We start from the raw sequence: 25,437 nt of genomic DNA, 5'->3' as shown, positions 1-25,437 counted from the left end.
TCCCACTGATCCCGCTCTTGCGCGCAAGCTTATCACCGCCGCCCCGGCTCCCTGTCCGAAAACCGACATGGGCGGAAAAAATGGCCGATCGATCCGCATGCGTTTCGCCGCTTGCCAGCCCCGCCCCGCACCTATTAACTCGCGCCATGGCCTTCACATTTCGACAGTTGCAGTATTTCGTCGCCGTCGCCGAACAGGGTTCGATCACCCGTGCGGCGCAGAACCTTTCGATCTCGCAATCCTCGATCACCGAGGCGATCAAGGAGCTCGAAGGCGATCTTGGCGTCGAACTCTTCGACCGGCATCCGCGCGGCCTGTCGATCACCCACAACGGCCACCAGTTCCTGCGCCATGCCACCAAGATCCTCGCCAATGTCTCGGACGCCAGGCGCAGCTTTTCCGAGAGCCGCGAGGAGACCGGCGGCAAGCTCAATCTCGGCGTCACTTCGCTGGTCGCCGGCTATGTGCTCTCCGATCTCTTGGCCCGCTATCGCCGCGCCTGCCCCGGCGTCGAGGTCAGCGCCATCGAGGACAACGGCTCCTACCTCGAACATCTCCTGATCGGCGGCGAACTCGACGTCGCCGTCATGGTCATCTCCAACCTGCGCGACCGCATGGCGCTGCAGGCGGAAATCCTCGAAACCTCGCCCTATCGCCTGTGGCTGCCGATCGGCCATCCGCTGGTCAGCGCCGACATCATCTCCGTCAGCGATATCGCCAGGGAGCCGCTGATCATGCTGACGGTGGATGAAATCGAGGAGAACACCGGCAAGCTGCTGACCGCGCTCGGGGCCCGCCCGCATGTGGCCTTCCGCACCCGCTCGGTCGAAGCGGTGCGCAGCCTCGTCGCGACCGGTGCCGGTATCGCGCTGCTGCCCGATCTCGTCTACCGCCCCTGGTCGCTTGAAGGCGACCGCATCGAAAGCCGCGACGTCTCGGGCGCACTTCCCGTCGTGCAGGTAGGCATGGTCTGGCGCAAGGGTTCGAGCCTGCCGCAATCGGCCCGCGATTTCGTCGGCATCGCCGAGGCGCTCAGAAGCGCACGTCCGCGCTAATCATCTGCTTTTTCAAGAGTTTTACGCCTGGATGCCACACCTTCGGAATAAAGATATCGGAAAAACCGAAAGCGACATTCTGATTAATGAATTTGCGAATACGGAGAAATCAAGGCACGCTTCATCCTGGGAACGAAGCCGCAAAATGCGGCTCAAAAACTGGGAGAATTCAGATGAAGCAGATGCTCAAATCCTGCACGGCGTTGACCCTGTCGCTCGGCCTTGTCGCCCCGGCCTTCGCGCAGGAGCCGCTGAAGGAACTCGGCAAGGGGGAAGGCGAGCTCTCCATCGTCGCCTGGTCCGGCTACATCGAGCGCGGCGAAACCGACAAGAACTACGACTGGGTCACGGATTTCGAAAAGCAGACGGGCTGCAAGGTCAGCGTCAAGACGGCAGCGACCTCGGATGAAATGGTCGCGCTGATGAACGAAGGCGGCTTCGACCTCGTCACCGCCTCGGGCGACGCCTCGCTCCGTCTCGTCGCCGGCAAGCGCGTCCAGCCGATCAACACCGACCTCATCCCGAGCTGGAAGACGATCGACGAGCGGATGCAGAACGCACCCTGGCACACGGTCAATGGCGTTCACTACGGCGTGCCCTATGTCTGGGGCCCGAACGTGCTGATGTACAACAAGGATGCCTTCAAGGGCGAAGCGCCGAAGAGCTGGAACGTTGTGTTCGAGGAAATGACGCTCCCCGACGGCAAGTCCAACAAGGGCCGCGTTCAGGCCTATGACGGCCCGATCCATGTCGCCGATGCCGCCAACTACCTGATGAAGCACAAGCCGGAATTGGGCATCAAGGATCCCTACGAGCTGAACGAGGACCAGTACAAGGCAGCCCTCGATCTCTTGCGCACCCAGCGCACGCTCGTCGGCCGCTACTGGCATGACGCGATGATCCAGATCGACGACTTCAAGAACGAAGGCGTCGTCGCTTCCGGCTCCTGGCCATTCCAGGTCAACCTGATGGAAGCCGAGAAGCTACCGATCGCCTCGACCATTCCGGAAGAAGGCGTCACGGGGTGGGCGGATACGACCATGCTGCATGCCGAAAGCCAGCATCCGAATTGCGCCTATATGTGGATGGAGCACTCGCTGTCGCCGAAGGTCCAGGGTGACGTCTCCGCCTGGTTCGGCGCAAACCCGTCCGTTGGTGCTGCCTGCAAGGGCAACGACCTTTTGACCGATGCCGGCTGCAAGACCAATGGCTACGAAGACTTCGACAAGGTGAAGTTTTGGAAGACGCCGGTGACGAAGTGCGCAAGCCAGGGCGAATGCGTGCCCTATCACCGCTGGGTCTCCGACTATATCGGCGTGATCGGCGGCCGCTGAACCGTCGCGACATATCGCAAGCATCGCCCCTCACCCTGGCCCTCTCCCCGCACGCGCGGAGAGGGAACGCCTCCGGCCAAGCATCGCGTGACCTTGAGGCAAGACGCCGGCCACGAGTCCCCTTCGCCCCGCCTGCGGGGAGAAGGTGCTCGGCAGGCGGATGAGGGGTACTTCCCCTCACCGCGGGGATGAGGGGTGCTTCCCCTCACCGCGGGGAATGAGGGGCTGGAATCCTGGAGCAGTTTGATGACCACCGCCGTTCTCTTCGACAATGTTTCCCGCCACTTCGGCGCCGTGCGCGCCGTCGATGGCGTGAACCTCGAAATCGCCGAGGGCGAGTTTTTCGCCATGCTCGGCCCCTCCGGCTCGGGCAAGACCACCTGCCTGCGCCTGATGGCCGGCTTCGAGCAGCCGACCGGCGGCCATATCGAGATCTTCGGCGAAACGGCCGAGGGCGTGCCGCCTTATCGCCGCAGCGTCAACACCGTCTTCCAGGACTATGCGCTCTTCCCGCATCTCTCGATCCTCGACAACGTCGCCTACGGGCTGATGGTCAAGGGCGTCGGCCGCGAGGAACGCCGCAAGGCGGCCGAGGACGCGCTCGCCATGGTCAAGCTGCCGGGCTATGGCACCCGCCGCCCCGGCCAGCTCTCCGGCGGCCAGCGCCAGCGCGTTGCGCTCGCCCGCGCGCTGGTCAACAAGCCGAAGGTGCTGCTGCTCGACGAGCCGCTTGGCGCACTCGACCTGAAGCTGCGCGAGCAGATGCAGGAGGAACTGAAGAGCCTGCAGAAATCGCTCGGCATCACCTTCGTCTTCGTCACGCATGACCAGGGCGAGGCACTGTCGATGGCCGATCGCATCGCCGTCTTCAACGATGGCCGCATCCAGCAGCTCGGCCGCCCGGAAGATGTCTACAAGCAGCCGAAGACGCGGTTCGTTGCCGATTTCGTCGGCTCCTCCAACGTGCTGCCGCAAAAGCTTTGCCAGCGGCTGGGGCTGAAGACGCCCTTTGCCAGCCTGCGGCCGGAGGCGATCGCCATCGCAGCACCCGCCGATGGCGCACTCAGCCTCTCCGGCACCGTCTCCGCCCATAGTTTCCTCGGCGCCGTCAATCGCGTCGTCGTCGATGTCGACGGCGCCCGTGTTGCTGTCGCCAGCCCCGCAGCGCTCGCCGTGCCTGCGGTCGGCAGCCCCGTCACCATCAGCTTCGCCGCTAACGAGCTGCACCCGATGGAGGACGCATGACCGCCTTTGCCGAACCCCTCGTGCTGCCGGAACGCCGCGGCCCCGCCGGTCGCCTGTCGGACTTCTTCTGGCGCCACCCGCATCTGCTTCTGATGGTGCTGCTCGCCCCGCCGCTGCTCTGGCTCGGCATCGTCTATCTCGGTTCGCTCTTTGCGCTGCTTCTCCAGAGCTTCTTCTCGATCGACGACTTCTCCGGCCTCATCAATTACGAGTTCACGCTGGCGACCTATCAGCAGCTTCTCAGCGAAACCAATCTCGACATCATCCTGCGCACCGTGCTGATGGCGGCGACCGTCACGCTCGCTTCCGCCGTCATCGCCTTCCCGATCGCCTATTATGCCGCCCGCTATGCGCAGGGAAAATGGAAGGTGCTCTTCTATCTCGGCGTCATGCTGCCGCTGTGGTCGAGCTATCTGGTCAAGATCTACGCCTGGAAGCTGATCCTCGCCAAGGAAGGCATCCTTACCTGGATCTTTGAAAAGCTGCACCTGCTCTGGCTGCTCGACGGCTGGCTGTCGCTACCCGTGGTCGGTGGCAACTCGCTCTCGGTCAGCTACACCGGCACCTTCATCGTCTTCGTCTATGTCTGGCTGCCCTTCATGATCCTGCCGATCCAGGCAGCGCTGGAACGCGTGCCGGGCAACCTGATCGAGGCCTCCTCCGACCTCGGCGGCACGCCGGTGCAGACCTTCCGCTTCGTGCTCTTCCCTCTGGCTTTGCCCGGCATTGTCGCCGGCTCGATCTTCACGTTTTCGCTGACGCTCGGCGACTACATCATCCCGCAGATCGTCGGCTCGTCGCGCCTGTTCATCGGCCAGGCGGTCTATGCCCAGCAGGGCACGGCCGGCAACATCCCGCTCGCCGCCGCCTTTACCGTCGTGCCGATCGTCATCATGGGTGCCTATCTCTTCATGGCCAAACGCATGGGGGCCTTCGATGCGCTCTGATCGCCTGAACCGCTCGCCAATGGGCCTGAAGATCGCGGCCGCCGCCGGCCTCGCCTTCCTGCACCTGCCGATCCTCTTGATCTTCCTCTATGCGTTTACGACGGAGGAGAAGAGCTATCAGTTCCCGCCGCCGGGACTGACGACGCAATGGTTCGCCGTTGCCTGGAACAGGCCCGATGTCTGGGCGGCGCTGACCCTTTCGGTCAAGGTCGCCTCGATCGCCACCGCCATGGCGCTGGCGCTCGGCACGCTCTGCGCCGCAGCCGTCAGCCAGACGCGCTTCTTCGGACGGGAGGCGATCTCGCTGCTCGTCATCCTGCCGATCGCCCTGCCCGGCATCATCACCGGCATCGCGCTCCGCTCCGCCTTCTCGATGGCCGACATCCCTTTCTCCTTCTGGACCATCGTACTCGGCCACGCGACCTTCTGCATCGTCGTCGTCTACAACAATGCGGTTGCCCGCTTCCGGCGGATTTCCGGCTCGCTGATCGAAGCGTCGATGGATCTCGGCGCCGACGGCTTCCAGACCTTCCGCTACATCATCCTTCCGAACATCGGCACGGCGCTACTCGCCGGCGGCATGCTCGCCTTCGCGCTGTCCTTCGACGAGGTGATCGTCACCACCTTTACCGCCGGACAGCAATCGACCCTGCCGATCTGGATGCTCGAAGAGCTGATCCGCCCGCGCCAGCGGCCGGTGACCAATGTCGTCGCCATGGTCGTAGTGCTCGTCACCTTCCTGCCGATCCTCGGCGCCTACTACCTCACCCGCGACGGCGACCAGATCGCCGGTGCCGGCAAATAACTCGACTTTCAAGGGAGAACAGACATGGACACCCAACTGCTGATCGGATCGCGCTTCGAGGCCGGCACCGAGGCCGACGAACACATCCTGAACCCGCGGACGGGCGGCAAGATCGTCGACCTGGCGGAAGCCTCGCACACCCAGGTCGAGGCGGCGGTCGACGCCGCCGAAAGCGCCTTCACCGCCTGGTCGCAGACGACACCTGCGGAGCGCTCCAACTATCTCTTGAAGATCGCCGACGCGATCGAGAAGGAGGCCGACGGCTTTGCGGCGCTCGAAGCGCTGAACTGCGGCAAGCCGATCAACGCCGTGAAGAACGACGAGCTTCCGGCGATCGTCGACTGCTGGCGCTTCTTCGCCGGCGCCGTGCGCAACCTGCACGCACCGACCGCAGGCGAATATCTGCCCGGCCACACCTCGATGATCCGCCGCGACCCGATCGGCATCGTCGGCTCGATCGCACCCTGGAACTACCCGTTGATGATGATGGCCTGGAAGCTGGCGCCGGCGATCGCCGGCGGCAACACGGTCGTCTTCAAGCCTTCCGAACAGACGCCGCTGACGGCGCTGAAGCTCGCGCGCCTGCTCGCCGATATCCTGCCGGAAGGCGTCGTCAACGTCATTACCGGCCGCGGCGAAACCGTCGGCAATGCGCTGATCAACCATCCGAAAATCTCGATGGTCTCGATCACCGGCGACATCGCCACCGGCAAGAAGGTGCTGGCGGCGGCCGCCAAGACCGTCAAGCGCACCCATCTCGAACTCGGCGGCAAGGCCCCGGTCATCGTCTATGACGACGCCGACCTTGAAGCCGTCGTCAACGGCATCCGCACCTTCGGCTACTACAATGCCGGCCAGGACTGCACCGCCGCCTGCCGCATCTATGCCGAAGCGGGTATCTACGAGAAGCTCGTCGCCGACCTCACATCGGCGGTCTCGACGATCCGCTACAACCTCGCCGACGACACCGAAAACGAGATCGGCCCTCTGATCTCGCGCCGCCAGCGCGACCGTGTCGCGAGCTTCGTCGAGCGCGCCGCCGACCAGAAGCACATCGAGATCACCACCGGCGGCAACGCCGGCAGTTCGGACGGCTTCTTCTTCCAGCCGACGGTGGTCGCCGGCGCAACCCAGGACGACGAGATCGTCCGGCGCGAAGTCTTCGGCCCGGTCGTCTCGGTCACCCGCTTTGCCGGCAAGGACGATGCGATCGCCTGGGCGAACGACAGCGATTACGGCCTCGCCTCCTCCGTCTGGACCAAGGATATCTCCAAGGCGATGAAGGCCGCCTCGCGCCTGCAATATGGCTGCACCTGGATCAACACCCACTTCATGCTGACCAACGAGATGCCGCACGGCGGCGTCAAGCAGTCGGGCTACGGCAAGGACATGTCGGTCTACGCGCTCGAGGACTACACCGCTGTTCGCCACATCATGATCAACCACGGCTGAGGCTCAGCGCATCGCGAGCCACGATTCCGCATGCAAACAAAAACAAACGGGAGGAGTTTGCCATGTACCGTCGTCAATTGCTTCTTGCCGCTGGGGCCCTCGGCCTCAGTACCCTCGTGCTCACGCCGGCGGCCCTTGCCGCCGACGCGGCGCCGGATGTGGTCGCGGCCTATGTCGCAGCCTGGAACGCCCACGACCCGGGCAAGGCGGCCTCCTACTTCGCCGATGACGTGACCTATTACGACGCGTCCGTCGGCAAGCCTATAACTGGGAAAGATGCCGCCAAGACCGGCGTCATCGACAATTTCCTCAATGCGGTTCCGGACGCTGTCTGGACCATGAAGGGTGACCCCATCGCCGCCGGCGACAAGGTGTCCTTTGAATGGGAGTTCTCCGGCACCAATTCGGGCGCCTGGAGCGACGGCACGGCTGCGACCAACAAGAGCTTCAAGCTCACCGGCGCCTCGGTGTTCACCGTGAAGGATGGCAAGATCGCTACCCAGAGCGACTATTACGATGCGCTCGGCTTCTACAAGCAGCTCGGGTTGATGCAATAGGCGGGCCTGCGTCTCGACGCCTCGACGGCCGCAAGCTCCGGCTTGCGGCTTCTCGCATCTTTTGCCGACAAATCATGACTGCAAAACTCATAAATGACTTGCGCCGGCAAAAATCTTGAGTAACACGATCACCTTATGAGTTTCTGACTGCGCTCATAAGGTGTCGCATGCTTGCAGGACGGCGTTCTTTCACGGCTGTGTTTCCGATCGGGCGTACCCGTGCGCGGGTGGCGCCATGACGGGTGGCGTTTGCGAACCGGTCGTCGCGACCGGCGGTCCCAAGGCGCTGTCGGCGGCCTTTGCCGGCACCCATGCCTGGTGCAACGAAAAGATGGTGCTCTCGGACGAGCTCTCCGACGGCATGGCGCTGCCGGACTTCTTCGCCTCCGGCGCCTTCGACAGGGCGCTCGACGTCTACACCGAAAAATCCGGCGCCAGCGATAGGCGCGCCGTCGCCTCCATGTGGTCGCTCTATTATTTCTCGAGCCTCACCATCCCCTATCTGGTGGCACGCGTGCTCGATCATCAGGTGCTGCCCGTTGCTTTCGACGAGATGAAGATGGCGCTCGCTGAGGATGGCCTGCCCCGGACTTTCGGCGTCGCGGCATCTGGCAATTGGCAGGAAGCTGACGATAGCGACGTTTTCGCCACGCTTGGCCCCCTGATGCACGGACATTTGCGCGAGGTGGTCGGCTACCTCAAGTCTGTCGGCGGCATCGCCCCGAAACTCGCCTGGAACAATGCACTCGTCTATATCGACTATGCGCTGCGCGCCTCCGGCATCGAACCGCTGAACGCCCAGGCCGACGCGCTGATCGGCAACAAGTCGATGCCGGATGGTTCGCCCAATCCCTTCTTCGATTGCCTGCGCCACGAGGAGGAAGACGGCGCCCGCGTCTGCCGCCGCAAGATCTGCTGCCTGCGCTACCTGCTGCCCGGGGTCCCCAGTTGCGGCAGTCTCTGCGCCCTCCCCAGCCAAAGGAACCAATAGGCTTGCTTCATCGCTGCATTCTCCCGGCCGCCCGGCGGCTCATGCTCGTTCTCTTCGCCGCTCTGGCCGCGACTGCAGCCCGCGCTGAAGGCCAGTGGCCGATGACCGTCACCGATGCGGTCGGTCGCGAGGTGACGATCCCGGCAAGGCCGAAGGCGATCCTTCTCGGCAGCGGCTTCAACCTCGTGGCCCTGTCGCTGATCCATCCGGATCCCGTCGGCCTGCTCGCCGGCTGGTCCGGCGACATGAAGGGCGACAATCCGGAAATCTACGAGAGCTTCCGGCGGAAGTTCCCAGCGATCGCCGACGTGCCGCAGATCGACGACGGCACCGGCCCGGGCCTCTCCTTCGAGACCCTGCTGACGGTGAAGGCCGATCTCGCGCTCCTCAACAACTGGCAATCCGATACCGAGTCCGGCAAGCGCGCCATCGAATATTTGACCGGCATCGGCGTGCCGGTGATCGTCGTCGACTTCAACAACGACGCCCTGACCGGCACGCCGCGCATGATGCGCCTGCTCGGCAGGATCCTCGAACGGGAGGAACAGGCCGAAGCCTTCGCCCGGTTTTACGAGGACAAGCTGGCGCTGATCCGGTCACGCATCGCCGCCAAGCCGGAGCCGCGCCCGCTGGTGCTGATGGACGCCTTCCCCCAGGCCGACCGCTGCTGCTGGGCCTATGGCACCGGCGGCCTCGGCGAGTTCCTGACGATGGCGGGCGGCCGCAACATCGCCGAAGGCGTCCTGCCGCGGCCGGGCGGCACGGTCAACGCCGAGGCGATCATGGCGGCAAACCCTGATATCTACATCGCCACCTCCTCGCCCGGCGGCAAATACGGCACGCTGTCGATCGGCCCCGGCGTCAGCGAAGACGAGGCGCGTGAGACGCTCGCCCGCACCATCGAGGCGCCGGCGCTCGCGAGCATCCGCGCCGTGCAGGAAAAGCGCGTTCACGGACTTTGGAACTTCTTCAACGCCATCCCGCTCAACATCGTCGCCGCCGAGGCCTTCGCCACCTGGATCCGGCCGGACCTCTTCGGCGATCTCGACCCGAAGAAGAGCCTTGCCGAAATCAACGAACGTTTCGCCGCGGTGCCGTTCGAGGGCAGCTACTGGGTGGACCTGAAGCCGGCGGACTAGCATCCGCTTTGTCCTCCCCCGAAACATGACCCATCCCTGGTTCGCAGGAACCGGCGGCTGCTGCCTATGGTCGCGTGTTGTCAGCCGTCGGGCACCTTATATAAGTGTCGTCACGGCCTTGCCTCGTCACGGCAAGGCCGTCTAACGCTTTGATCGGCTGCATGGTTTCCCTCTTGCATCGAACCCGATTCAAGGAATGATGCGGTGAGGAGGATCTGGATGCTTTGGTTGGTCGCGTTACCGCTGTGTCTTGTCGTTGTGTATCTGGCCGCGCGCTTCAGCCGTTTTCGCCAATGGGCGGAACCCATCCTCTCGGTTGCCGTGGCGGTCGGCCTGCTTGTCGCCTTCATCATCTGGTTCGGCGATCGCGACGGCCGCAAGCCCGTAGCACCCGAGCCGACCCAGACGGCGCAGCCCGCGAGCCTGACCACCACCGACATTGCATTGGATGGACTGACCTTCGAGCAAAGCCAGCCGGAACGAAGCTTCCGGCTGCGCGGTACGGTGACGAACAAGGGCCAAACGCTGCTCGAATATTTCCGCCTCTCCGTCACGCTGGAGGATTGCCCGGGTGACGCCTGCCAGACGATCGGCGACGATGCGGCCCTCATTCTCGCCCGGGTGCCGGCCGGCCAGAGCCGGCCATTCGAGACCTTCCTCACCTTTCCGAACCGCGAAGGCCAGAGCCTGACGGCGCCGAAATGGACGACCGAGATCGTCGAGGTCCGCGGCACAAACCGGTGAACAGCGCGTCCGGTGCCCGGAATGCGACACAATTCCGGCGGAAACCCGCTTCACAGTTTTTCAGGAATCGCTTGTGAACAGCGCGCGCTCGGCGATTTCGACAGGAGAGTGGGATATTCTAGGCGGCGTCCGGGCGGCGTAAGGCTTCGACGAAGGCAACCGTCGACGTCACCTCGGCAAACTCGGCGCGCAGGGTCGCGACATGGGCCCGGTGAATGTCCCGGGCAGCGATTACCGTTCCGTCTCCATCCGGTTGATCGAAGCAGTCGCACGCATCCTCGACGAGGATCATGCGGTAACCGAGATTGGCGCCGACGCGCACGGAGGTGGAGACACACATGTCGGTCGAAATGCCGAAGGTAACGACTGTATCGACGCCGAGACGCCGAAGCCTGAGGTCGAGATCGGTACCGATGAAGGCTGCGTTGACGCTCTTGGTGACGAGCGGTTCGCCGGCCTGTGGCTCGAAGCCGGGCCTAAAGGCATTGCCGGATGCACCGGGTCCAAGCGTCGAGCCCGGCATGACGCTGTCGTGGCGGACATGGATCACCGGCCGGCCGGCCGCGCGCCAGGCGGCAAGCAGGGTGAGACCGTTCCGGTCGATATCGGCATTCCAGCGTCGCGGCCAGGGGGCACTGTCAAAAGCCTGTTGCATGTCGATCGGCAGCAGCACAGCATTGTCGGGCACGACTGGTATTTTCATGGCAAAGCTCCTTCGTTGCGAGAAGGAAGCTATCTGTCCTGTCGTCCGGTTTCACTGGACAAAATGGCGCCAAACCGGACAATTGTCCGGACTTGGCGCAAAAGGAGATACAATTTGACGGAACTCGACGACAAGGATCGGCTGCTGTTGGCAGCGCTTCGCCAGGATTCGCGCCAGAGCCTGGTAGCGCTCGCCCGACACGCCGGCCTCTCGCGCAGCGGCGTGCACGAGCGCCTGCGGCGGCTCGAAGCCAAGGGTGTCGTCGCCGGCTACACGATCCGCCTTGGCGTCGAGGACAAGAACCCGACGGTCAGGGCGCTGGTCGCCATCTCGTTTCAGTCCGGCAAGAATTGCGACCATATCGTGCCGCATCTTTCCGCCATGACGCCTGTCGTCACCTGCTGGTCGCTCGCCGGTGCCACCGACCTGATGGTGCTCGTCGAGTGCGCCACGAACGGCGACCTCGACACGATCCGCCGGCAAATCTCCTTGATCCCGGGGGTCGCCACGGTGCAAACGCATGTGGCGCTCCGGACCCATTTCGACCGGCGGGATTAGGCGAACCCCCTCGCCCCGAACCGGTGCGAGGATTGGGCCTCTCGACGAAACTCAGCAGTAGATCTGGAATTTCTCCCGGATCGCCCGATCGATCTCCGGCGCGATCACCGAGGGTGCAGCTTCCGCGAGAATGCGGTTCTTCTTCTCGATCGCCTTTGCCACCAGATCCGGGCGGCCGATCTCCACCCATTCCTTCGGGCTCGTGCGGTCGGCGACGGCCGGATAGATGTATTCCGTCTGCATCAGCCCCAGCGTCTGCGGATGGCCGAGATAGTGGCCGGGGCCATCGAGGCAGACCGAGCGCATGGTATCGAGCGAGACCGAGTCCTCGGTGACGTCGATGCCGCGGATGCAGCGCTGCACTTGTCCTAAGAGATCGTCGCCGAGCACCAGCGACTCCAGGCAGAAGCCGAGCAGCGAGGCGTGCATGCCGACGGCCTCGTAGACCATGTTGAGCCCCGAGAGACCGGCCATGACGTTGGAGATCGCCTGTTCCCAGCCGGCCTGCATGTCCGGCAATTTCGCATCGGCAATGCCGGCGGCGGCGCCACCCGGCAGACCGTAGAACTGGTGCATCTGCGCGCAGCCGGCCGTCAGCAGCGCCTGTTCGCCGGAGCCGCCGGACATCGCCCCGGTGCGAAGATCCGAGACGAAGGGCCAGGTGCCGAAGACCGCCGGATGCCCCGGCGCCATGGCATTGACATAGACGACGCCCGCCAGGCATTCGGCCACCGCCTGCACGATCGCGGTCGCAAGCGGCGCCGGTGCGGTGGCCCCCGCCTGGCCGGCCGAGAGCAGGAGGATCGGCATGCCGGCGCGGATGCACTTCTCCATCGTGATGCAGCTTTCCTCGGCGAACTTCATCGGCGGAACGACAAAGCAGTTCGAGTTGGAGACGAAGGGCCGCGCCCGCCACTTGTCCTCGCCGCCGGCGATCATGTGGATGAGATCGAAGCAGCCATCGACATGCGATGGATCGGAGAAGCTCGTGCCGACATGTTTCGTCGTGCCGGCGCAGCAGGCATAGAGCGTGTTGACGTCCATCAGGAAGTTGTCGGCGACATCGCGGCAGACCATGGCGCGCTGGAAGAAATGCACATTGTCGAGATGATGCACGAGCTGCGCGGCGTTCAACAGGTCCTTGGCGGTGGATTCCCGATACTCGCGCTTCTCGACGTCGACGATGTGCACCGCCGCACCAGCGGTGCCGTAATAGACGCGGGTGCCGCTGAGTTCGAGATCCTGCTTCGGGTCGCGGGCGTAAAGCGTGATGTCGCGCGCGGCGATCGCAAGCATGTCCTCCACCAGCGCCCGCGGAAATCGGATGCGTCCGTCATCGCCGAGGACGGCGCCGGCGCCGGTCATGATCTCGATGCCCGATTTCGGCGCATTGGCAAGGCCGATCTGTTCCAGCGCATCGAGCGCGGCCTCGTGGATGCGCCTCACGCCTGCTTCCGTCAGCGGCTTGTACTGCCCGCCGGAAAGACCGGGGCGGACCGGCCGGATATTTTCGGCAAGCGGTGCGGCGCGAAGCGCCACCCGCGCCGCCCGTCCCCCGGACCGTCTCGAAGCCACAACTGCGCAATCGTCAGCCATTGTCTTGTCTCCCAATGGGGCGGGTGTGTTTTTCGCCCCTTATCCGCGCGGTGAGAGAAGCGCCCCTCATCCGCCTGTCGGCACCCTCTCCCCGTTTTGACGGGGAGATTCGCCACTCCCGCTCGTTCCCACCGCTCAGGGAACGAGACCGTTGTTCATTCAGATTGCCGCCTCGCCCAGCTTTGGGCTGGAGGCCGGCCCCGTCTCCTTCTCCCCGTCCGGCGGGAGAAGATGACCGGCAGGCCGGATAAGGGGCAACTCTCGCCCTACATTCGCACCCGCTCGGCCCGCGGGTCGTACATCGGCTTTAGCGACGCCTCGGCCTTCACCCGCGTTCCGGCGATCTCGATCTCGAAGCGCGAGCCGAGCACGTCGCCTGCGCTCTCTCCTTCCGAGGGCACGTAGCCGAGGCCGATTGCGCCGCCGAGGTGATGGCCGTAATTGCCTGAGGTGATCGTGCCGACGATCTTGCCGTCGCGCACGATCGCCTCGTTGTGGAAGAGCAGCGGCTCGGGATCGGCCAGCCGGAACTGCACCAGCCGCCGCGAAAGCCCGCGATTGTGCTTGGCGAGCACCGCCTCGCGGCCGATGAAATCGCCCTTGTCAGCTTTGACCGCGAAGCCGAGCCCGGCTTCGAGCACGTGATCCTCGTCGGTGATGTCGTGACCGAAATGGCGGAAGGCCTTCTCGATCCGGCAGCTATCCAACGTATGGATGCCGCAGAGCCTCAGCCCCAGATCCTGCCCCGCCGCTTCCAGCGCCTCGAACACATGCGCCGTCTGGTCGGTCGAGACATAGAGCTCCCAGCCGAGTTCGCCGACATAGGTGACACGGTGCGCGCGGGCGAGGCCCATGCCGACCTCGATCTCGCGCGCCGTACCGAAGGGATGGGCGGCATTCCCGAAATCGTTGGGGCTGACCTTCTGCATCAGCTCCCGCGCCTTCGGCCCCATGACGCAGAGCACGCTTTCGCCGGCGCTGACATCGGTGATCACCACAAACTCATCAGTGAGATGCTTGCGCAGCCAGGCAAGGTCGCGCTGCAGGGTCGCACCGGGCACGACCAGCAGGAAGGCGGTTTCCGAAAGGCGCGTCACCGTCAGGTCGCTCTCGATGCCGCCGCGGGCGTTCAGCATCTGGGTGTAGACGATGCGGCCAGGCTCGACATTCATCTCGTTGGCGCAGAGCCGCTGCAGGAAGGAAAGCGCATCGCGTCCCTCCACCCGGATCTTGCCGAAGGAGGTCATGTCGAACAGGCCGACGCCATTGCGAACGGCGAGATGCTCGTCCCTTTGGTTCTCGAACCAGTTCTGCCGCTTCCAGGAATAGCGGTACTCGCGCTCCTGGCCTTCTTTGGCAAACCAGTTGGCGCGCTCCCAGCCGGCGACTTCGCCGAAGACGGCGCCGCGGGCTTTCAAGTGCTCGTGCAGCGGCGAGCGGCGCACGCCGCGAGCCGTCGCCATCTGGCGATAGGGGAAGTGGTCGGCGTAGAGCAGTCCGAGTGTTTCCGAGACGCGATCTTTCAAATAGGCGCGGTTCTTCTGGAACGGCTGCGCCCGGCGGATATCTACCTCCCAGAGATCGAAGGGCGGCTCGCCATCGTTCATCCATTGCGCCAGCGCCATGCCGGCGCCGCCGGAGGAAACGATGCCGATCGAATTGTAGCCGGCCGCCACCCAGTAGCCCTTCACCTCGGGCGCTTCGCCGAGATAGTAGCGGTCGTCGGGCGTAAAACTTTCCGGGCCGTTGAAGAAGGTATGGATGCCTGCCGTTTCCAGCATCGGCATGCGGTTGACCGCCATCTCCAGGATCGGCGCGAAGTGGTCGAAATCGTCAGGCAACTGGTCGAAACAGAAGTCCTCGCGAATGCCCTCCATACCCCAAGGCTTGGCCTTCAGCTCGAAGGCGCCGACCAGCATCTTGCCGGCATCTTCCTTGTAGTAGGTGCATTCGTCCGGCACGCGCAGCACCGGCAGGCGCGTGAGGTTCGGGATCGCCTCGGTGACGATGTAGAAATGCTCGCAGGCGTGCAGCGGCACGGTGACGCCCGATTGCCGCGCGAACTCCCGGCCCCACATGCCGGCGCAGTTGACGACATGGTCGGTCTCGATCGTATAGGTCTCGCCGTTCTGCTCGCAGGTCACGCCGGTCACCCGGCCATCCTTCTTCAGAACGGACGTCACCTTGACGCCCTCGATGATGACAGCACCGTTCTGGCGGGCACCCTTGGCAAGCGCCATGGCAATGTTGGCCGGGTCGCACTGGCCGTCGAGCGGCAGATGCACCGCCGCCTTCACATCCGAGGTGTTGAGGTGCGGATACATCGCCTTCACCTCGTCGGGCGTGATCTCGCGTACGTCGACGTTGAAGGCGCGCGCCAGCGAGGCCTGACGATAGATCTCTTCCTTGCGCTCTTCCGTCAACGCGACGGTGATCGAACCGTTCTGGCGCATGCCGGTGGAAATGCCGGTCTCAGCCTCGAGCTTGACGTAGAGGTCGGCCGAATATTTCGCCAGCCGCGTCATGTTCTGCGAGGCGCGAAGCTGGCCGATCAGGCCGGCCGCATGCCAGGTGGTGCCCGAGGTCAGTTGCTTGCGCTCCAAGAGCACCACGTCGGTCCAGCCGAGCTTGGCGAGGTGATAGGCGACCGAACAGCCGGAAACGCCACCGCCGATGATGACCGCACGGGCTTTCGAGGGAATGGGCTTGGTCATGCGCGCAGTCTTTCGTTGGAGGGATCCCAGAGCGGCTGATCCGCCTCGACCGTCGCCTTGAAGCGGTCGCCGAAGATCTCGACCTCGATTTCCTTGCCCGGCACGGCAAGATCGGCGCGCAGCATGCCGAGCGCGATCGACTTGCCGACGCGGTAACCCCAGTTGCCGGAAGTCGTCTCGCCGACAACCTGGCCGTCGGACCAGAGTGTCGACATGTAAGGCGCGTCGCAGCCGTCGGCGGCGACCGTCAGCGTCACGAAGCGCTTGGAAACCCCCTGCTGCTTCTCGCGCTCCAGCGCCGCCTTGCCCTTGAAGCCGGGTTTCGACCAGTCGACGAAGCGTTCGAGCCCGCCCTGCAGGATGGTGTAGTCGGTGGAAAGATCGCCCTTCCAGGCACGATACCCCTTCTCGATGCGCAGACTATCGAGCGCCTCCATGCCGAAAGGCTTCAGCCCGTGCTTCTGCCCGGCCGCCCACACCGCGTCGAAGATCGGGGCCGTATCCTTCACCTTCGTATGGATCTCCCAACCGAGTTCGCCGGCGAAGGAGACGCGCACGAGCTTTGCCCAGCGGCCCGCAATCTCCGTCTCCTGGTGGGTCAACCACGGCATGGAAAGGTCGGCTTTACAGACGTCGGCGAGGATCGCCCGCGACTTCGGCCCGGCGAGGATCTGTGTGGTGTATTCCTTCGTGCGGTCGATTAGCTTGAAGGTGGCATTGGCGGGCATGTGCTTCAGCAGCCACTCGTAGTCATGCCACTGTGCGGTCGCCGCGGTGATCAGCGTCATGAGGTTGTCGTTGTGGCGGACAATCGACATCTCGGTAACAATCCGGCCCTTGTCGTCGGCGAAATAGGCAAGACCGATGCGCCCGGGCTTCGGCACACGGCCGGTGATAAGCGTCGCTAGCCATTCGGCGGCACCCGGACCATCGAGATTGAAACGCGAGAAGCCCGGCAGGTCGAGAATGCCCGCGGCATCGCGCACGGCGAGGCACTCTTCCTCGATGCGCTTGGCCCAGGGCCCTTCGCGTCCCCAGGTCTGCGTCGCTTCCTCGGAGGTATCGTCGCCAGGCTTGGCGTACCACATGGCCCGCTCCCAGCCGTTATAGGGCTTGAACTGGGCGCCGAGAGCGGCAATCCGGTCGTGGATCGGCGAGAGTTTCTTGTCGCGCCCGGCCGGCCAGTAGTGTTTTGGGAAATGCATCGCATATTCGTGGCCGTAGATCTCCATGCCCTTGGCGATGCAGTAATCCTGGTCGGTATAGTCGGTGTAGCGGCGCGGGTCGCAGGACCACATGTCCCATTCGGTCTGGCCCTCGGTGATCCATTCTGCCAGCACCTTACCGGCGCCGCCCGCCTGGCAGATGCCGAAGGTGAAGACGCAGGCCTCGAACGCGTTCGGCACGCCCGGCATCGGGCCGATCAGCGGGTTGCCGTCGGGCGCATAGGGGATCGGGCCGTTGATGATCCGCGACAGCCCAGCCGTACCGAGGATCGGTACGCGTTCGACCGCATCGTTCAGGTACCATTCCAGGCGGTCGAGGTCGTCGGGGAAGAGCTGGAAGGAGAAATCCTCCGGCATCGGATCGTCGGGCGTCACCCAATGGGCGCGGCAGTTGCGCTCGTAGGGCCCGAGATTCATGCCGTTCTTCTCCTGGCGGAGATAGTAGGAGCTGTCGACGTCACGGAGCAGCGGCAGCTTGTGGCCAGCCTCCTTCGACCAGGCGGCAAGCTCCGGAATCTCGTCGAACAGGATATACTGATGGCTCATCACCATCATCGGCACGTCGCGGCCGAACATCTTGCCGACCTCGCGGGCATAGTAGCCGGCGGCATTGACGACATATTCGCAGCGGATCTCGCCCTGCGGCGTCGAAATCACCCACTCGTCGTTCTCGCGCCGCGCCCCGGTCACCGGACAGAAGCGGATGATCTTCGCGCCCATGTCGCGCGCGCCTTTCGCCAGCGCCTGCGTCAGCTGCGCCGGGTCGATGTCGCCGTCATAGGGATCGTAGAGCGCACCGGTCAGCTCGTGGGTTTCGAGGAACGGATAGCGGGCGCGCATCTCGTCGGGCGAGAGAATGTCAAGGTCCATGCCCTGGTAGCGCCCCATGCCGACGACGCGCTTGAATTCCTGTAGGCGCTCTTTGGAGTGGCCGAGCCGGATCGAGCCGGTGACGTGGTAATTCATCGGGTAATCGACGAGCACGCCAAGATCGCGATAGAGCGACGCCGAATAGCGCTGCATGTTCATGATCGACCAGGAGGACGAGAAGGTCGGCACGTTGCCGGCCGCATGCCAGGTGGAACCCGCCGTCAGCTCGTTCTTTTCCAGAAGCACGCAATCGGTCCAGCCCGCCTTGGCAAGGTGGTAGAGCGAGGAAGCGCCGACCGCTCCCCCACCGATGATCACGACACGCGCGTGCGACGGCAAATTCGACATCAATAGTTCCCTCGTTTTGGCCAAATTCTTGCCGGTGAAGCGAGGCGCCATCAAGCGAAGGAAACAGGCTTTATTGATCGACGAATTCGATTAGATTGGAGCAACTGCAACGGGAGAGAATGGCATGCAGGTAGAGCTGATCGAAACCTTCCTCGACCTGATGGAGAGCCGCTCCTTCAACCGCACCGCCGAGCGGCTGAACGTCACCCAATCGACCGTCTCGCATCGGGTGAAGGCGCTCGAAGCGCAGTTCAACCGCAAGCTCTTCACCCGCAACAAGGGCGGCACGGTGCCGACGGCTGCGGGCCTGCGCTTTCTGGATTACGCAAAAGCCCTGCAAAACCAATGGCATGAGGCAACACGCGCGGTCACCAATGCCGGGGCGCTGGAGCGCTCGATGCGCCTCGGTATCCAGCACGATCTGGCGGAGGCTTTCGCCGGCGAATGGATGGCGGCGATCCGCCGGGAAATGCCCGGCATCGAGGTCTACATGGAGGCGGATTACTCCAACCAGATGAACCGCGATCTTGGCGCCGGCAACCTCGACCTCGCGATCCTCTACACCCCCCACTACCTGCCCGATCTCTACTATGAACGGATCGGCGATCTGCATTACGTGCTGGTCAGCACCGAAGCGCGCACCCTCTCCGAAGTCCGCTCCGAGAGCTATATCCGCTCGAGCTATTCGCCGACCTTCGATCGCGCCCACCGCCTGGCCTTGCCGCACCTTTCCGCAGCCCTCCTCTCCGCCGGGCAGAACATGGCGATCACCCGGCTGCTCGCAGCCCTCGGCGGCTCGGCCTATGTGACGGCGGCAGCGGCGGAGCGGATGGCGGCGGATGGATCTGCCGCGCGGGTACCGGATGCGCCGGTCATTGCCCAGACGGTCTATGCCGCCACCAGCCTTCGTACCCGTCACGCTCACCAGCATCGCAAGATCATCGCCGCGATGGGCGCACTGCTATCCGCTCTGCCGGTGCCTTCCGAGCCTCAGTAACGGCCCTTGAGCAGCACCTTCAAGCGCTCGGCGTCCGCCTCGGTGACACCAGGCGGCGCCACCACCTGCATCCAGGCGTCGATGTAGTGTTCCGGCGCATAGACGTGGCCGTAGCCGATCGGCGAGGTTGTCGCGAGCGCCATGTCGGCGAGCAGCTGGAACATCGTGACGACCGGGAACCAGCGCAGCGCCGGAGAGACATCGGCACCGCGCGGCGCCTTCATCCAGTCCGGTTCGCGGTAGAAGGAATGGGGATCGAAGAAGGTGATCGGGTCGCTCGCATATTGCAGGTAGACGATGCGGACATTGCCCCACGCCACGCCGGGGAGGTTCAGTGCGTTCTCCTGGTTGGTGAAGCGGATAACCGAACCGTCGCGATAGAGCGGCCGCCACTCCGGCGAGCCCGGATTGCGGTTGCGCGTGATCTGCAGCCAGGTCTTTGTCGGAAACGGCGAGCCGACCCAGAGGGCCCCCTGGAAGGGATCGCTGATGATGTCGAAGGGATCGACCGACCCTTGCGAGTTCATCGAGCCGAGGCTGAGGCCATAGAGGTAGAGCCTCGGCCGCTTGTCCTTGGGCAAGGTCGTCCAGTAGCCATAGACGGCATCGAACAGCGCGTCCGCGGTCTCGGCGCCATATTCCGGCTCGACCAGCAGCGACAGCCAGCTCGTAAGATAGGAATACTGCACCGCAACGCTCGCGACGTCGCCCTTCAGCAGATATTCGAGCGAATCGAGTCCCGGTGGGTCGATCCAGCCGGTGCCGGTCGGCACGACGATCAGCAGGTTCGATCGCTCGAATCCACCGACGCGCTTCAGCTCTTCGAGCGCCAGCTTTGCCCGCTCCGTGGCGGTCTCGGCCGAGTTGAGGCCGGCATAGACCCGCAAGGGTTCTTTCGCCGCGCCGCCGAAAAAGGCGCCGATGTCCTTGGCTCCTGGGCCGGAGGCGATGAACTGGCGCCCCTGGCGGCCGAGCGCGTCCCAGGTCATCAGCGAGGCGCTGCTGCCGGTCTTTGAGGGATCGGTCGGCGGGGCGACGTCCGGGTCGATCAGGGCGTCGAGCCGCTGGAACGAACTGTCGGCCGCATGCAGCGCGAAGCGGAAGATAACGCCGTCGGCGGCCGACCAGAAGAGCGCCAGCGCCGCGACCACGCCGGCAACCTTCGCCAGCGGTCGGGTCAGCACATATTCGAAACGCCGAGTGAGAAACCGGAAGGTCAGCCGGAACAGGCGCGCGATGAGCACGATTGCGACGAAAACGAGGGCGGCGATCAGCCCGAGCTTGAACGGCTCGGCGCTTTCGACCGGAGCAAGCCCCATGATCTGACGCACGGTGTTCTGCCAGTAGGCGGTGCGCCAGAGGAAGGTGAGTGCGACGGCGATGCAGCCGAAAGCGGCGAGCACCTTCACCATGAGCCCGGCGCGCCCGCGGATTTCCGGCAGGTCGAACAGGGACCAGATCCAGCGCAGCAAGACACCGATCGCGTAGCCCGCGCCGAGCGACAGGCCGGAGATCACCGCCTGCACGACATAGGGCCGCGGGATCAGGCTCGGCGTCAGCGACATCGCGAAGAAGAAGACGCCGACGATAAGACCTGTCGTCGAGAACGATGCCGCGAGCGCCAAAAGAAAACGCGGCACCGGCAATCTCGACAGATGTGTCTCATGAAGATGTTCCATGGCGTCGGGTCCCACTTGTACTGACACAGTCACCGGAACGGCCGTGGGTCGTTCCGCCGGCGGCAATGTCGCCTTCCACTCGTGTCCAGTCAATCGCCGCAACCGGAAGACGCGCGGACGCAAGCTGGTCGTGGCCGGTCGCCGCCTCAGGCCCGGGTGACTTCTACGGGTGTCTTCATGATGATTTCGCGGTGCGGGAACGGGATCGAAATACCCGCCGCCTTGAACGCGTCCCAAAGCGCGATCAGCACCTGGCCGCGAATGTTGGTCAGCCCGTTGCTCGGATCGGAAATCCAGAATCTGAGCTTGAAATCGAGCGACGACGAACCGAAGCCGGTCATCCAGCAGACCGGCTCCGAGTGGCTGCTCGCAACCCGTGGGATCGATTTGGCCGTCGCGATGGCGATGCGAGCCACCTCGTGCGGGTCGCTGTCATAGGAGGTGCCGAAACTGACCTCGATGCGGACGAAGTCGCTGGAGAAGGACCAGTTCACCACCTGCTGCGAAATGAAGTCCTCGTTCGGAATGAGGTATTCCTGGCCGTCCCTGGTGATGACGGAGACGAAGCGGGAACGCAGGTCACGCACGGAGCCGAAGGTATCGCCAAGCGTGATCGTGTCGCCCGGCTTTATCGATTTGTCGAGCAGAATGATGATGCCGGAGATGAAGTTGGAGACCACCTTCTGCAGACCGAAGCCGATACCGACGCCGACCGCCCCGGAAAAGACCGTCAGCGCCGTCAGGTCGATACCGGTTGCTGAAAGCGCAATCGCGCCGGCAAAGCCGATCAGCACGATCTTGACCAATTTGCTGATCAGCACCTTGAAGGAAGGCGTGAGATCCGCTGACCGCTGTATCCAGTGCGCCGAGACGTTGCCGATCAGCACTGCAAGCCAGATCAGGGCGGAAGAAAGCACGATCGCTTTCAGGACGAGCAGCAGCGAAAGACGGACCGCGCCGAGATTGACCGCAACGCCATCAAGCGTCGTCAGGATCACGCGGTCCAATCCGACTGCGTAGAGAGCAAAATAGATCCAGCCCACGACAGCGGTAACACGCGCCAGCATCTGGTTGCGGATGATCCGCGTGAGGACCGAGATGACAAACCACGCCGCCGTCAACGTCAGCGCGGTCGACACCAGCCAGCGATAGGAAGGCCAGCCGAAGCGCAATATCATCCCGTCGGCGATCCAGAGCCAGACGATCAGAAAGAGCCACCGCAGCCGCCGCATGAAGGCGATGATGACGCGCAGCAAATCGGGATTGCCCTTGATCATGCGGGCACGGGCTTCAACCAGCGGCTCTACCCGCCTTGCCAGCGCGCCGCAGACCAGGTAGCCGGCAACGATGATGGCAAGCTGATAATACGTCCATTCGTTCAGCAGGACCGTCCGCAACCAGGAAGCGGCGGCGTCGAACGCCTCTACGAGATCCATCGTCTCTCTCCGAGAGAGCCAGGCGTCCGACCGAGCGTATGGAGGACGCCCTAATCCCTTGAATCTAGGGCGTCCTTGACACTTTCAAAGCCGCCAGGCGCAGCCGTTGCGTCGGGATCCCTCGAGCCCGAATGCCCCCGCAAGAGCCGTCGTAACCGCAACACCATGGCGGAAGCTGGAGAAAGTCGAACGTCTTCAAAGATTTATTGCGGGGTGGACGTTAGATCCGCCGCTCCTTGATCGTGTTCATGACGAAGCTCGTCTCGATCGAGGCGACGCATTTGAGCCGCGCGATCTTTTCCTTGATGAAGCGCTCGTAGTGTTCGAGCCCGGCGCTCATCACCTTCAGCACATAATCGCGTGAGCCGGTGACCAGATGGCATTCGAGCACCTCGTCCCAGCCGCGCACCGCCTCCTCGAACATGACGATCTCGTCCTCGTGCTGGCGGCTGAGCCTGACGGTGGCAATCGCGGTCATCGTCCAGCCGTCGATCGATGGATCGATCAGCGCCGTATAGCCCCTGATAACGCCGGTTTCTTCGAGCCGCCGCAAGCGGCGCAGGCAGGGCGAAGCCGAGAGCCCCACGCGCTCGGCAAGCTCGTTGTTGGTGAGACGGGCATCGGCAACAAGTTCCTTCAAAATCCTGCGATCCGTCTCGTCGGCAATTTTCTGCGCCATATCTTTTCTTTCCAGCCAAATCTTTGCTCAACTCAAGGCGATCCGGCCGGAAATAGCAAGGATCGGTCCAAGCATCTGATATAATTTGCCTGTCAGTCGAGTCCGCTTCCTTCAGGAGACAAGTCATGACCGCACCGCATCCCTCCAAGACCCACATCGGAAACCACAAGCTGCATCCCGAAACGCTGATGCTGAACTATGGCTACGATCCGGAACTGTCGGAGGGCGCCGTCAAGCCGCCGGTGTTCCTGACCTCGACCTTCGTCTTCCGCTCGGCCGAAGAGGGCCGCGACTTCTTCGATTTCGTCTCCGGCCGCCGCGAGCCGCCCGCGGGCGTCGGCGCCGGCCTCGTCTATTCGCGCTTCAACCATCCGAACAGCGAGATCGTCGAGGACCGCCTCGCCGTCTACGAACGCACCGAAAGCTGCGCGCTGTTCTCCTCCGGCATGTCGGCGATCGCCACCACCCTGCTCGCCTTCGTCAAGCCGGGTGACGCGGTGCTGCACAGCCAGCCGCTTTATGGCGGCACCGAGACGTTGCTCGCCAGAACCTTCCTCAATCTCGGTGTCTCGGCCGTCGGCTTTGCCGATGGCGTCAACGAGGCGGCCGTCAGCGCCGCCGCCGAGGAGGCCATGGCGAAGGGCCGGGTCTCGGTGATCCTCGTGGAAACGCCGGCGAACCCGACGAACAGCCTCGTCGACGTCGCCATGATCCGCCGCGTCGCCGATGCGATCGGCAGGAAGCGGGGTCACACGCCCATCGTCGCCTGCGACAACACGCTGCTCGGGCCGGTCTTCCAGCGGCCGATCGAACACGGCGCCGACATCTCGCTCTATTCGCTGACCAAGTATGTCGGCGGCCATTCCGACCTCATCGCCGGTGCTGCACTTGGTTCGAAGGCCGTGATGAAGCAGGTGAAGGCGCTGCGCGGCGCGATCGGCACCCAGCTCGATCCGCATTCCTGCTGGATGCTCGGCCGTTCGCTGGAAACGCTCTCGGTGCGCATGCAGAAGGCCGACGACAATGCCCGCATCGTCGCCGAATTCCTGCGCGAGCACCCGAAGGTCGAGCGCATCCACTACCTGCCCTTCCACGACGAGACCTCGCCCGTCGGCCGCACCTTCAAGGCGCAATGCACCGGCGCCGGCTCGACCTTCTCCTTCGACATCACTGGCGGTCAGGAGGCGGCCTTCCGCTTCCTCAATGCGCTGCAGATCTTCAAGCTCGCCGTCAGCCTCGGCGGCACGGAATCGCTTGCCAGCCACCCGGCGGCCATGACCCATTCCGGCGTGCCGATCGAAGTGCGCCACCGCATCGGCGTGCTCGAATCGACCATCCGCCTGTCGATCGGCATCGAGCATCCGGACGATCTCGTCGCCGATCTCGCCAACGCCCTGGCGGTCGCCTGACATCCATGGCCTTGCCGCCGGTTCTCCGGCGGCAAGGCGTGATCGATTCTAATAGTTGAAACACGGGCGAGAACGTCGGCATTCGCGCGGGGTCGGATCCGGTGCCGGAGTCGCCTCCAACGAGTTTCAAGTCCCTATAGGCCCGCAAGGGCCTGAGCCGTGAGTAGCCGAGCTATCAAGCGGTACTGCTCGACGACGAAATCATCATTTGTGAACCATTCGGCATAGGGTGCCATTCGAACTCCCTTCGCTTCAGAATCCTTGATCTGGCTCTCGCCGGCGAACATTAACCGTTTGCCGTCCGATGAGCGAACCATCTCAGCGCTGACGGTCATTGCAATCCCTCGCCCATCGCCAATGGGAACGCTCAATGCGTGGTACACGTTGATCTTCAGCTTGGCGGAAGCGCCTGATGCAGCGTCTGTTACACGATATCCCTTGGTAATGAGGTCTTGCCTCGCCTGACTCTCGATGAGTTCGCGGAGGTTTGTGCGCGTGTCCACTATCTCTTGAAGACGAGAGGTAGCCTCTGCCACCGTGGTGGGCACTTTCCCAGAATTTGCATTTGCCTCACTTAAATTCGGCCCAAAGACAGAGGCTTTTGATAACTGCACAGGCTCCAAATAGACGGAGCCCAGGGCAGCCTTCCTCTGCGGATCGATGGTGGATGTGGCGCAAGCGGTAAGAGCCACCGCGACAAGGGCGATAAAACTGCGGCGAAGCAATGGAATCTCCAAATTTCCAGAGTTGATTCGCAATATTACTGAACAGGTTAGTCGGGGAGCACCGCAAATCACGCACGTTAAGATGAACTGGTTGAATGGTGAGTCGCGTGCACTCGATCCGACCGACGCCAGAACTGCGAACCTCAGCGATAACGTTGATGGTTAAGCGACAAGCGGGAGCCGTTCAGGCGGCGTAGTTCAGGAGCATGAGCGCGTCGATGTGCAAGC

At 63.6% G+C, this 25,437-nt stretch carries 21 protein-coding genes; 13 read left to right on the top strand and 8 right to left on the bottom strand.

What is annotated here, in order from left to right:
* Positions 1 to 146: 146 nt before the first annotated feature.
* The 10 genes from ACQ5BM_RS00260 (at position 147) to ACQ5BM_RS00215 (ending at position 10,269) form a co-directional block, all read left to right on the top strand.
* Positions 147 to 1,055 (top strand): LysR family transcriptional regulator, encoded by a 909-nt coding sequence (locus ACQ5BM_RS00260; RefSeq protein WP_429807632.1) that lies wholly within the window; start codon positions 147 to 149, stop codon positions 1,053 to 1,055.
* A gap of 173 nt (positions 1,056 to 1,228) precedes the next feature.
* Positions 1,229 to 2,389, top strand: coding sequence for an ABC transporter substrate-binding protein (locus tag ACQ5BM_RS00255; protein ID WP_429806402.1), 1,161 nt, complete (start codon positions 1,229 to 1,231; stop codon positions 2,387 to 2,389).
* 246 nt (positions 2,390 to 2,635) lie between these two features.
* Positions 2,636 to 3,634, top strand: a complete 999-nt coding sequence (locus ACQ5BM_RS00250; RefSeq protein ID WP_429806400.1) for an ABC transporter ATP-binding protein — start codon at positions 2,636 to 2,638, stop codon at positions 3,632 to 3,634.
* Positions 3,631 to 4,581, top strand: a complete 951-nt coding sequence (locus ACQ5BM_RS00245; RefSeq protein ID WP_429806399.1) for an ABC transporter permease — start codon at positions 3,631 to 3,633, stop codon at positions 4,579 to 4,581. The genes ACQ5BM_RS00250 and ACQ5BM_RS00245 overlap by 4 nt, the downstream gene beginning before the upstream one ends.
* Positions 4,571 to 5,386 carry an ABC transporter permease gene (locus ACQ5BM_RS00240; RefSeq protein WP_429806397.1) on the top strand — a complete coding sequence of 272 codons (816 nt, stop codon included), beginning with the start codon at positions 4,571 to 4,573 and terminating at the stop codon, positions 5,384 to 5,386. The genes ACQ5BM_RS00245 and ACQ5BM_RS00240 overlap by 11 nt, the downstream gene beginning before the upstream one ends.
* A 24-nt stretch (positions 5,387 to 5,410) precedes the next feature.
* The gene (locus tag ACQ5BM_RS00235; RefSeq protein ID WP_429806396.1) at positions 5,411 to 6,838 is read left to right on the top strand and encodes a gamma-aminobutyraldehyde dehydrogenase; all 1,428 of its coding nucleotides are present in this window, start codon (positions 5,411 to 5,413) and stop codon (positions 6,836 to 6,838) included.
* A gap of 62 nt (positions 6,839 to 6,900) precedes the next feature.
* Complete coding sequence (locus ACQ5BM_RS00230; RefSeq protein ID WP_429806395.1) at positions 6,901 to 7,395, top strand: ester cyclase; 495 nt, start codon at positions 6,901 to 6,903, stop codon at positions 7,393 to 7,395.
* Between the two features lie 235 nt (positions 7,396 to 7,630).
* Positions 7,631 to 8,386: a siderophore-iron reductase FhuF gene (gene fhuF / locus ACQ5BM_RS00225; RefSeq protein WP_429806393.1), complete on the top strand. Its 756-nt coding sequence runs from the start codon at positions 7,631 to 7,633 to the stop codon at positions 8,384 to 8,386.
* A gap of 41 nt (positions 8,387 to 8,427) precedes the next feature.
* Entirely contained in the window at positions 8,428 to 9,525 is a 1,098-nt protein-coding gene (locus ACQ5BM_RS00220; RefSeq protein WP_429807629.1) for an ABC transporter substrate-binding protein, read from the top strand.
* A gap of 219 nt (positions 9,526 to 9,744) precedes the next feature.
* Complete coding sequence (locus tag ACQ5BM_RS00215; RefSeq protein ID WP_429806391.1) at positions 9,745 to 10,269, top strand: hypothetical protein; 525 nt, start codon at positions 9,745 to 9,747, stop codon at positions 10,267 to 10,269.
* 118 nt (positions 10,270 to 10,387) lie between these two features.
* Here the strand turns inward: ACQ5BM_RS00215 and ACQ5BM_RS00210 are convergent, their stop codons facing one another.
* Entirely contained in the window at positions 10,388 to 10,972 is a 585-nt protein-coding gene (locus ACQ5BM_RS00210) for a cysteine hydrolase family protein (RefSeq protein WP_429806389.1), read from the bottom strand.
* A gap of 114 nt (positions 10,973 to 11,086) precedes the next feature.
* Between ACQ5BM_RS00210 and ACQ5BM_RS00205 the strand changes: the two genes are divergently transcribed.
* Entirely contained in the window at positions 11,087 to 11,530 is a 444-nt protein-coding gene (locus tag ACQ5BM_RS00205) for an Lrp/AsnC family transcriptional regulator (protein WP_429806387.1), read from the top strand.
* A gap of 51 nt (positions 11,531 to 11,581) precedes the next feature.
* On the opposite strand, the gene ACQ5BM_RS00200 is transcribed toward ACQ5BM_RS00205, so the two are convergent.
* The 3 genes from ACQ5BM_RS00200 to ACQ5BM_RS00190 all read right to left on the bottom strand — a co-directional run bounded on the left by ACQ5BM_RS00200 (position 11,582) and on the right by ACQ5BM_RS00190 (position 18,284).
* Positions 11,582 to 13,126, bottom strand: a complete 1,545-nt coding sequence (locus tag ACQ5BM_RS00200; protein WP_429806386.1) for a trimethylamine methyltransferase family protein — start codon at positions 13,124 to 13,126, stop codon at positions 11,582 to 11,584.
* A gap of 266 nt (positions 13,127 to 13,392) precedes the next feature.
* Positions 13,393 to 15,840 (bottom strand): GcvT family protein, encoded by a 2,448-nt coding sequence (locus tag ACQ5BM_RS00195; RefSeq protein ID WP_429806384.1) that lies wholly within the window; start codon positions 15,838 to 15,840, stop codon positions 13,393 to 13,395.
* Positions 15,837 to 18,284 carry a GcvT family protein gene (locus ACQ5BM_RS00190; RefSeq protein WP_429806382.1) on the bottom strand — a complete coding sequence of 816 codons (2,448 nt, stop codon included), beginning with the start codon at positions 18,282 to 18,284 and terminating at the stop codon, positions 15,837 to 15,839. Before ACQ5BM_RS00190 ends, ACQ5BM_RS00195 begins: the two co-directional genes overlap by 4 nt.
* A gap of 124 nt (positions 18,285 to 18,408) precedes the next feature.
* Between ACQ5BM_RS00190 and ACQ5BM_RS00185 the strand changes: the two genes are divergently transcribed.
* Positions 18,409 to 19,281, top strand: a complete 873-nt coding sequence (locus tag ACQ5BM_RS00185; RefSeq protein ID WP_429806380.1) for a LysR family transcriptional regulator — start codon at positions 18,409 to 18,411, stop codon at positions 19,279 to 19,281.
* On the opposite strand, the gene ACQ5BM_RS00180 is transcribed toward ACQ5BM_RS00185, so the two are convergent.
* The 3 genes from ACQ5BM_RS00180 to ACQ5BM_RS00170 form a co-directional block, all read right to left on the bottom strand.
* Positions 19,275 to 20,960, bottom strand: coding sequence for an alpha/beta hydrolase (locus tag ACQ5BM_RS00180; RefSeq protein WP_429806379.1), 1,686 nt, complete (start codon positions 20,958 to 20,960; stop codon positions 19,275 to 19,277). The genes ACQ5BM_RS00185 and ACQ5BM_RS00180 overlap by 7 nt on opposite strands.
* A gap of 146 nt (positions 20,961 to 21,106) precedes the next feature.
* Entirely contained in the window at positions 21,107 to 22,396 is a 1,290-nt protein-coding gene (locus tag ACQ5BM_RS00175; RefSeq protein WP_429806377.1) for a mechanosensitive ion channel family protein, read from the bottom strand.
* Positions 22,397 to 22,616: 220 nt separating this feature from the next.
* The gene (locus ACQ5BM_RS00170; RefSeq protein ID WP_057253242.1) at positions 22,617 to 23,075 is read right to left on the bottom strand and encodes an Lrp/AsnC family transcriptional regulator; all 459 of its coding nucleotides are present in this window, start codon (positions 23,073 to 23,075) and stop codon (positions 22,617 to 22,619) included.
* Positions 23,076 to 23,200: 125 nt separating this feature from the next.
* Between ACQ5BM_RS00170 and ACQ5BM_RS00165 the strand changes: the two genes are divergently transcribed.
* Positions 23,201 to 24,484, top strand: a complete 1,284-nt coding sequence (locus ACQ5BM_RS00165) for a cystathionine gamma-synthase family protein (protein WP_429806375.1) — start codon at positions 23,201 to 23,203, stop codon at positions 24,482 to 24,484.
* A gap of 134 nt (positions 24,485 to 24,618) precedes the next feature.
* On the opposite strand, the gene ACQ5BM_RS00160 is transcribed toward ACQ5BM_RS00165, so the two are convergent.
* Entirely contained in the window at positions 24,619 to 25,209 is a 591-nt protein-coding gene (locus ACQ5BM_RS00160; RefSeq protein ID WP_429806373.1) for a hypothetical protein, read from the bottom strand.
* Between the last annotated feature and the right edge of the window lie 228 nt (positions 25,210 to 25,437).

Origin of the sequence: Ensifer sp. B1-9, from assembly GCF_050474445.1 — a bacterium.
GTDB lineage: Bacteria > Pseudomonadota > Alphaproteobacteria > Rhizobiales > Rhizobiaceae > Ensifer.
This window is presented reverse-complemented; position numbering and strand designations above follow the sequence as displayed.

Bases quoted from the DNA above. Each gene is read 5' to 3' on its own strand.
- ACQ5BM_RS00260 (WP_429807632.1), top strand. From the start codon at position 147: ATGGCCTTCACATTTCGACAGTTGCAGTATTTCGTCGCCGTCGCCGAA.
- ACQ5BM_RS00180 (WP_429806379.1), bottom strand. From the start codon at position 20,960: ATGGAACATCTTCATGAGACACATCTGTCGAGATTGCCGGTGCCGCGT.
- ACQ5BM_RS00200 (WP_429806386.1), bottom strand. From the start codon at position 13,126: ATGGCTGACGATTGCGCAGTTGTGGCTTCGAGACGGTCCGGGGGACGG.
- ACQ5BM_RS00220 (WP_429807629.1), top strand. From the start codon at position 8,428: ATGCTCGTTCTCTTCGCCGCTCTGGCCGCGACTGCAGCCCGCGCTGAA.
- ACQ5BM_RS00190 (WP_429806382.1), bottom strand. From the start codon at position 18,284: ATGTCGAATTTGCCGTCGCACGCGCGTGTCGTGATCATCGGTGGGGGA.
- ACQ5BM_RS00195 (WP_429806384.1), bottom strand. From the start codon at position 15,840: ATGACCAAGCCCATTCCCTCGAAAGCCCGTGCGGTCATCATCGGCGGT.
- fhuF (WP_429806393.1), top strand. From the start codon at position 7,631: ATGACGGGTGGCGTTTGCGAACCGGTCGTCGCGACCGGCGGTCCCAAG.
- ACQ5BM_RS00215 (WP_429806391.1), top strand. From the start codon at position 9,745: ATGCTTTGGTTGGTCGCGTTACCGCTGTGTCTTGTCGTTGTGTATCTG.
- ACQ5BM_RS00185 (WP_429806380.1), top strand. From the start codon at position 18,409: ATGCAGGTAGAGCTGATCGAAACCTTCCTCGACCTGATGGAGAGCCGC.
- ACQ5BM_RS00210 (WP_429806389.1), bottom strand. From the start codon at position 10,972: ATGAAAATACCAGTCGTGCCCGACAATGCTGTGCTGCTGCCGATCGAC.
- ACQ5BM_RS00240 (WP_429806397.1), top strand. From the start codon at position 4,571: ATGCGCTCTGATCGCCTGAACCGCTCGCCAATGGGCCTGAAGATCGCG.
- ACQ5BM_RS00230 (WP_429806395.1), top strand. From the start codon at position 6,901: ATGTACCGTCGTCAATTGCTTCTTGCCGCTGGGGCCCTCGGCCTCAGT.
- ACQ5BM_RS00170 (WP_057253242.1), bottom strand. From the start codon at position 23,075: ATGGCGCAGAAAATTGCCGACGAGACGGATCGCAGGATTTTGAAGGAA.
- ACQ5BM_RS00250 (WP_429806400.1), top strand. From the start codon at position 2,636: ATGACCACCGCCGTTCTCTTCGACAATGTTTCCCGCCACTTCGGCGCC.
- ACQ5BM_RS00175 (WP_429806377.1), bottom strand. From the start codon at position 22,396: ATGGATCTCGTAGAGGCGTTCGACGCCGCCGCTTCCTGGTTGCGGACG.
- ACQ5BM_RS00255 (WP_429806402.1), top strand. From the start codon at position 1,229: ATGAAGCAGATGCTCAAATCCTGCACGGCGTTGACCCTGTCGCTCGGC.
- ACQ5BM_RS00235 (WP_429806396.1), top strand. From the start codon at position 5,411: ATGGACACCCAACTGCTGATCGGATCGCGCTTCGAGGCCGGCACCGAG.
- ACQ5BM_RS00165 (WP_429806375.1), top strand. From the start codon at position 23,201: ATGACCGCACCGCATCCCTCCAAGACCCACATCGGAAACCACAAGCTG.
- ACQ5BM_RS00245 (WP_429806399.1), top strand. From the start codon at position 3,631: ATGACCGCCTTTGCCGAACCCCTCGTGCTGCCGGAACGCCGCGGCCCC.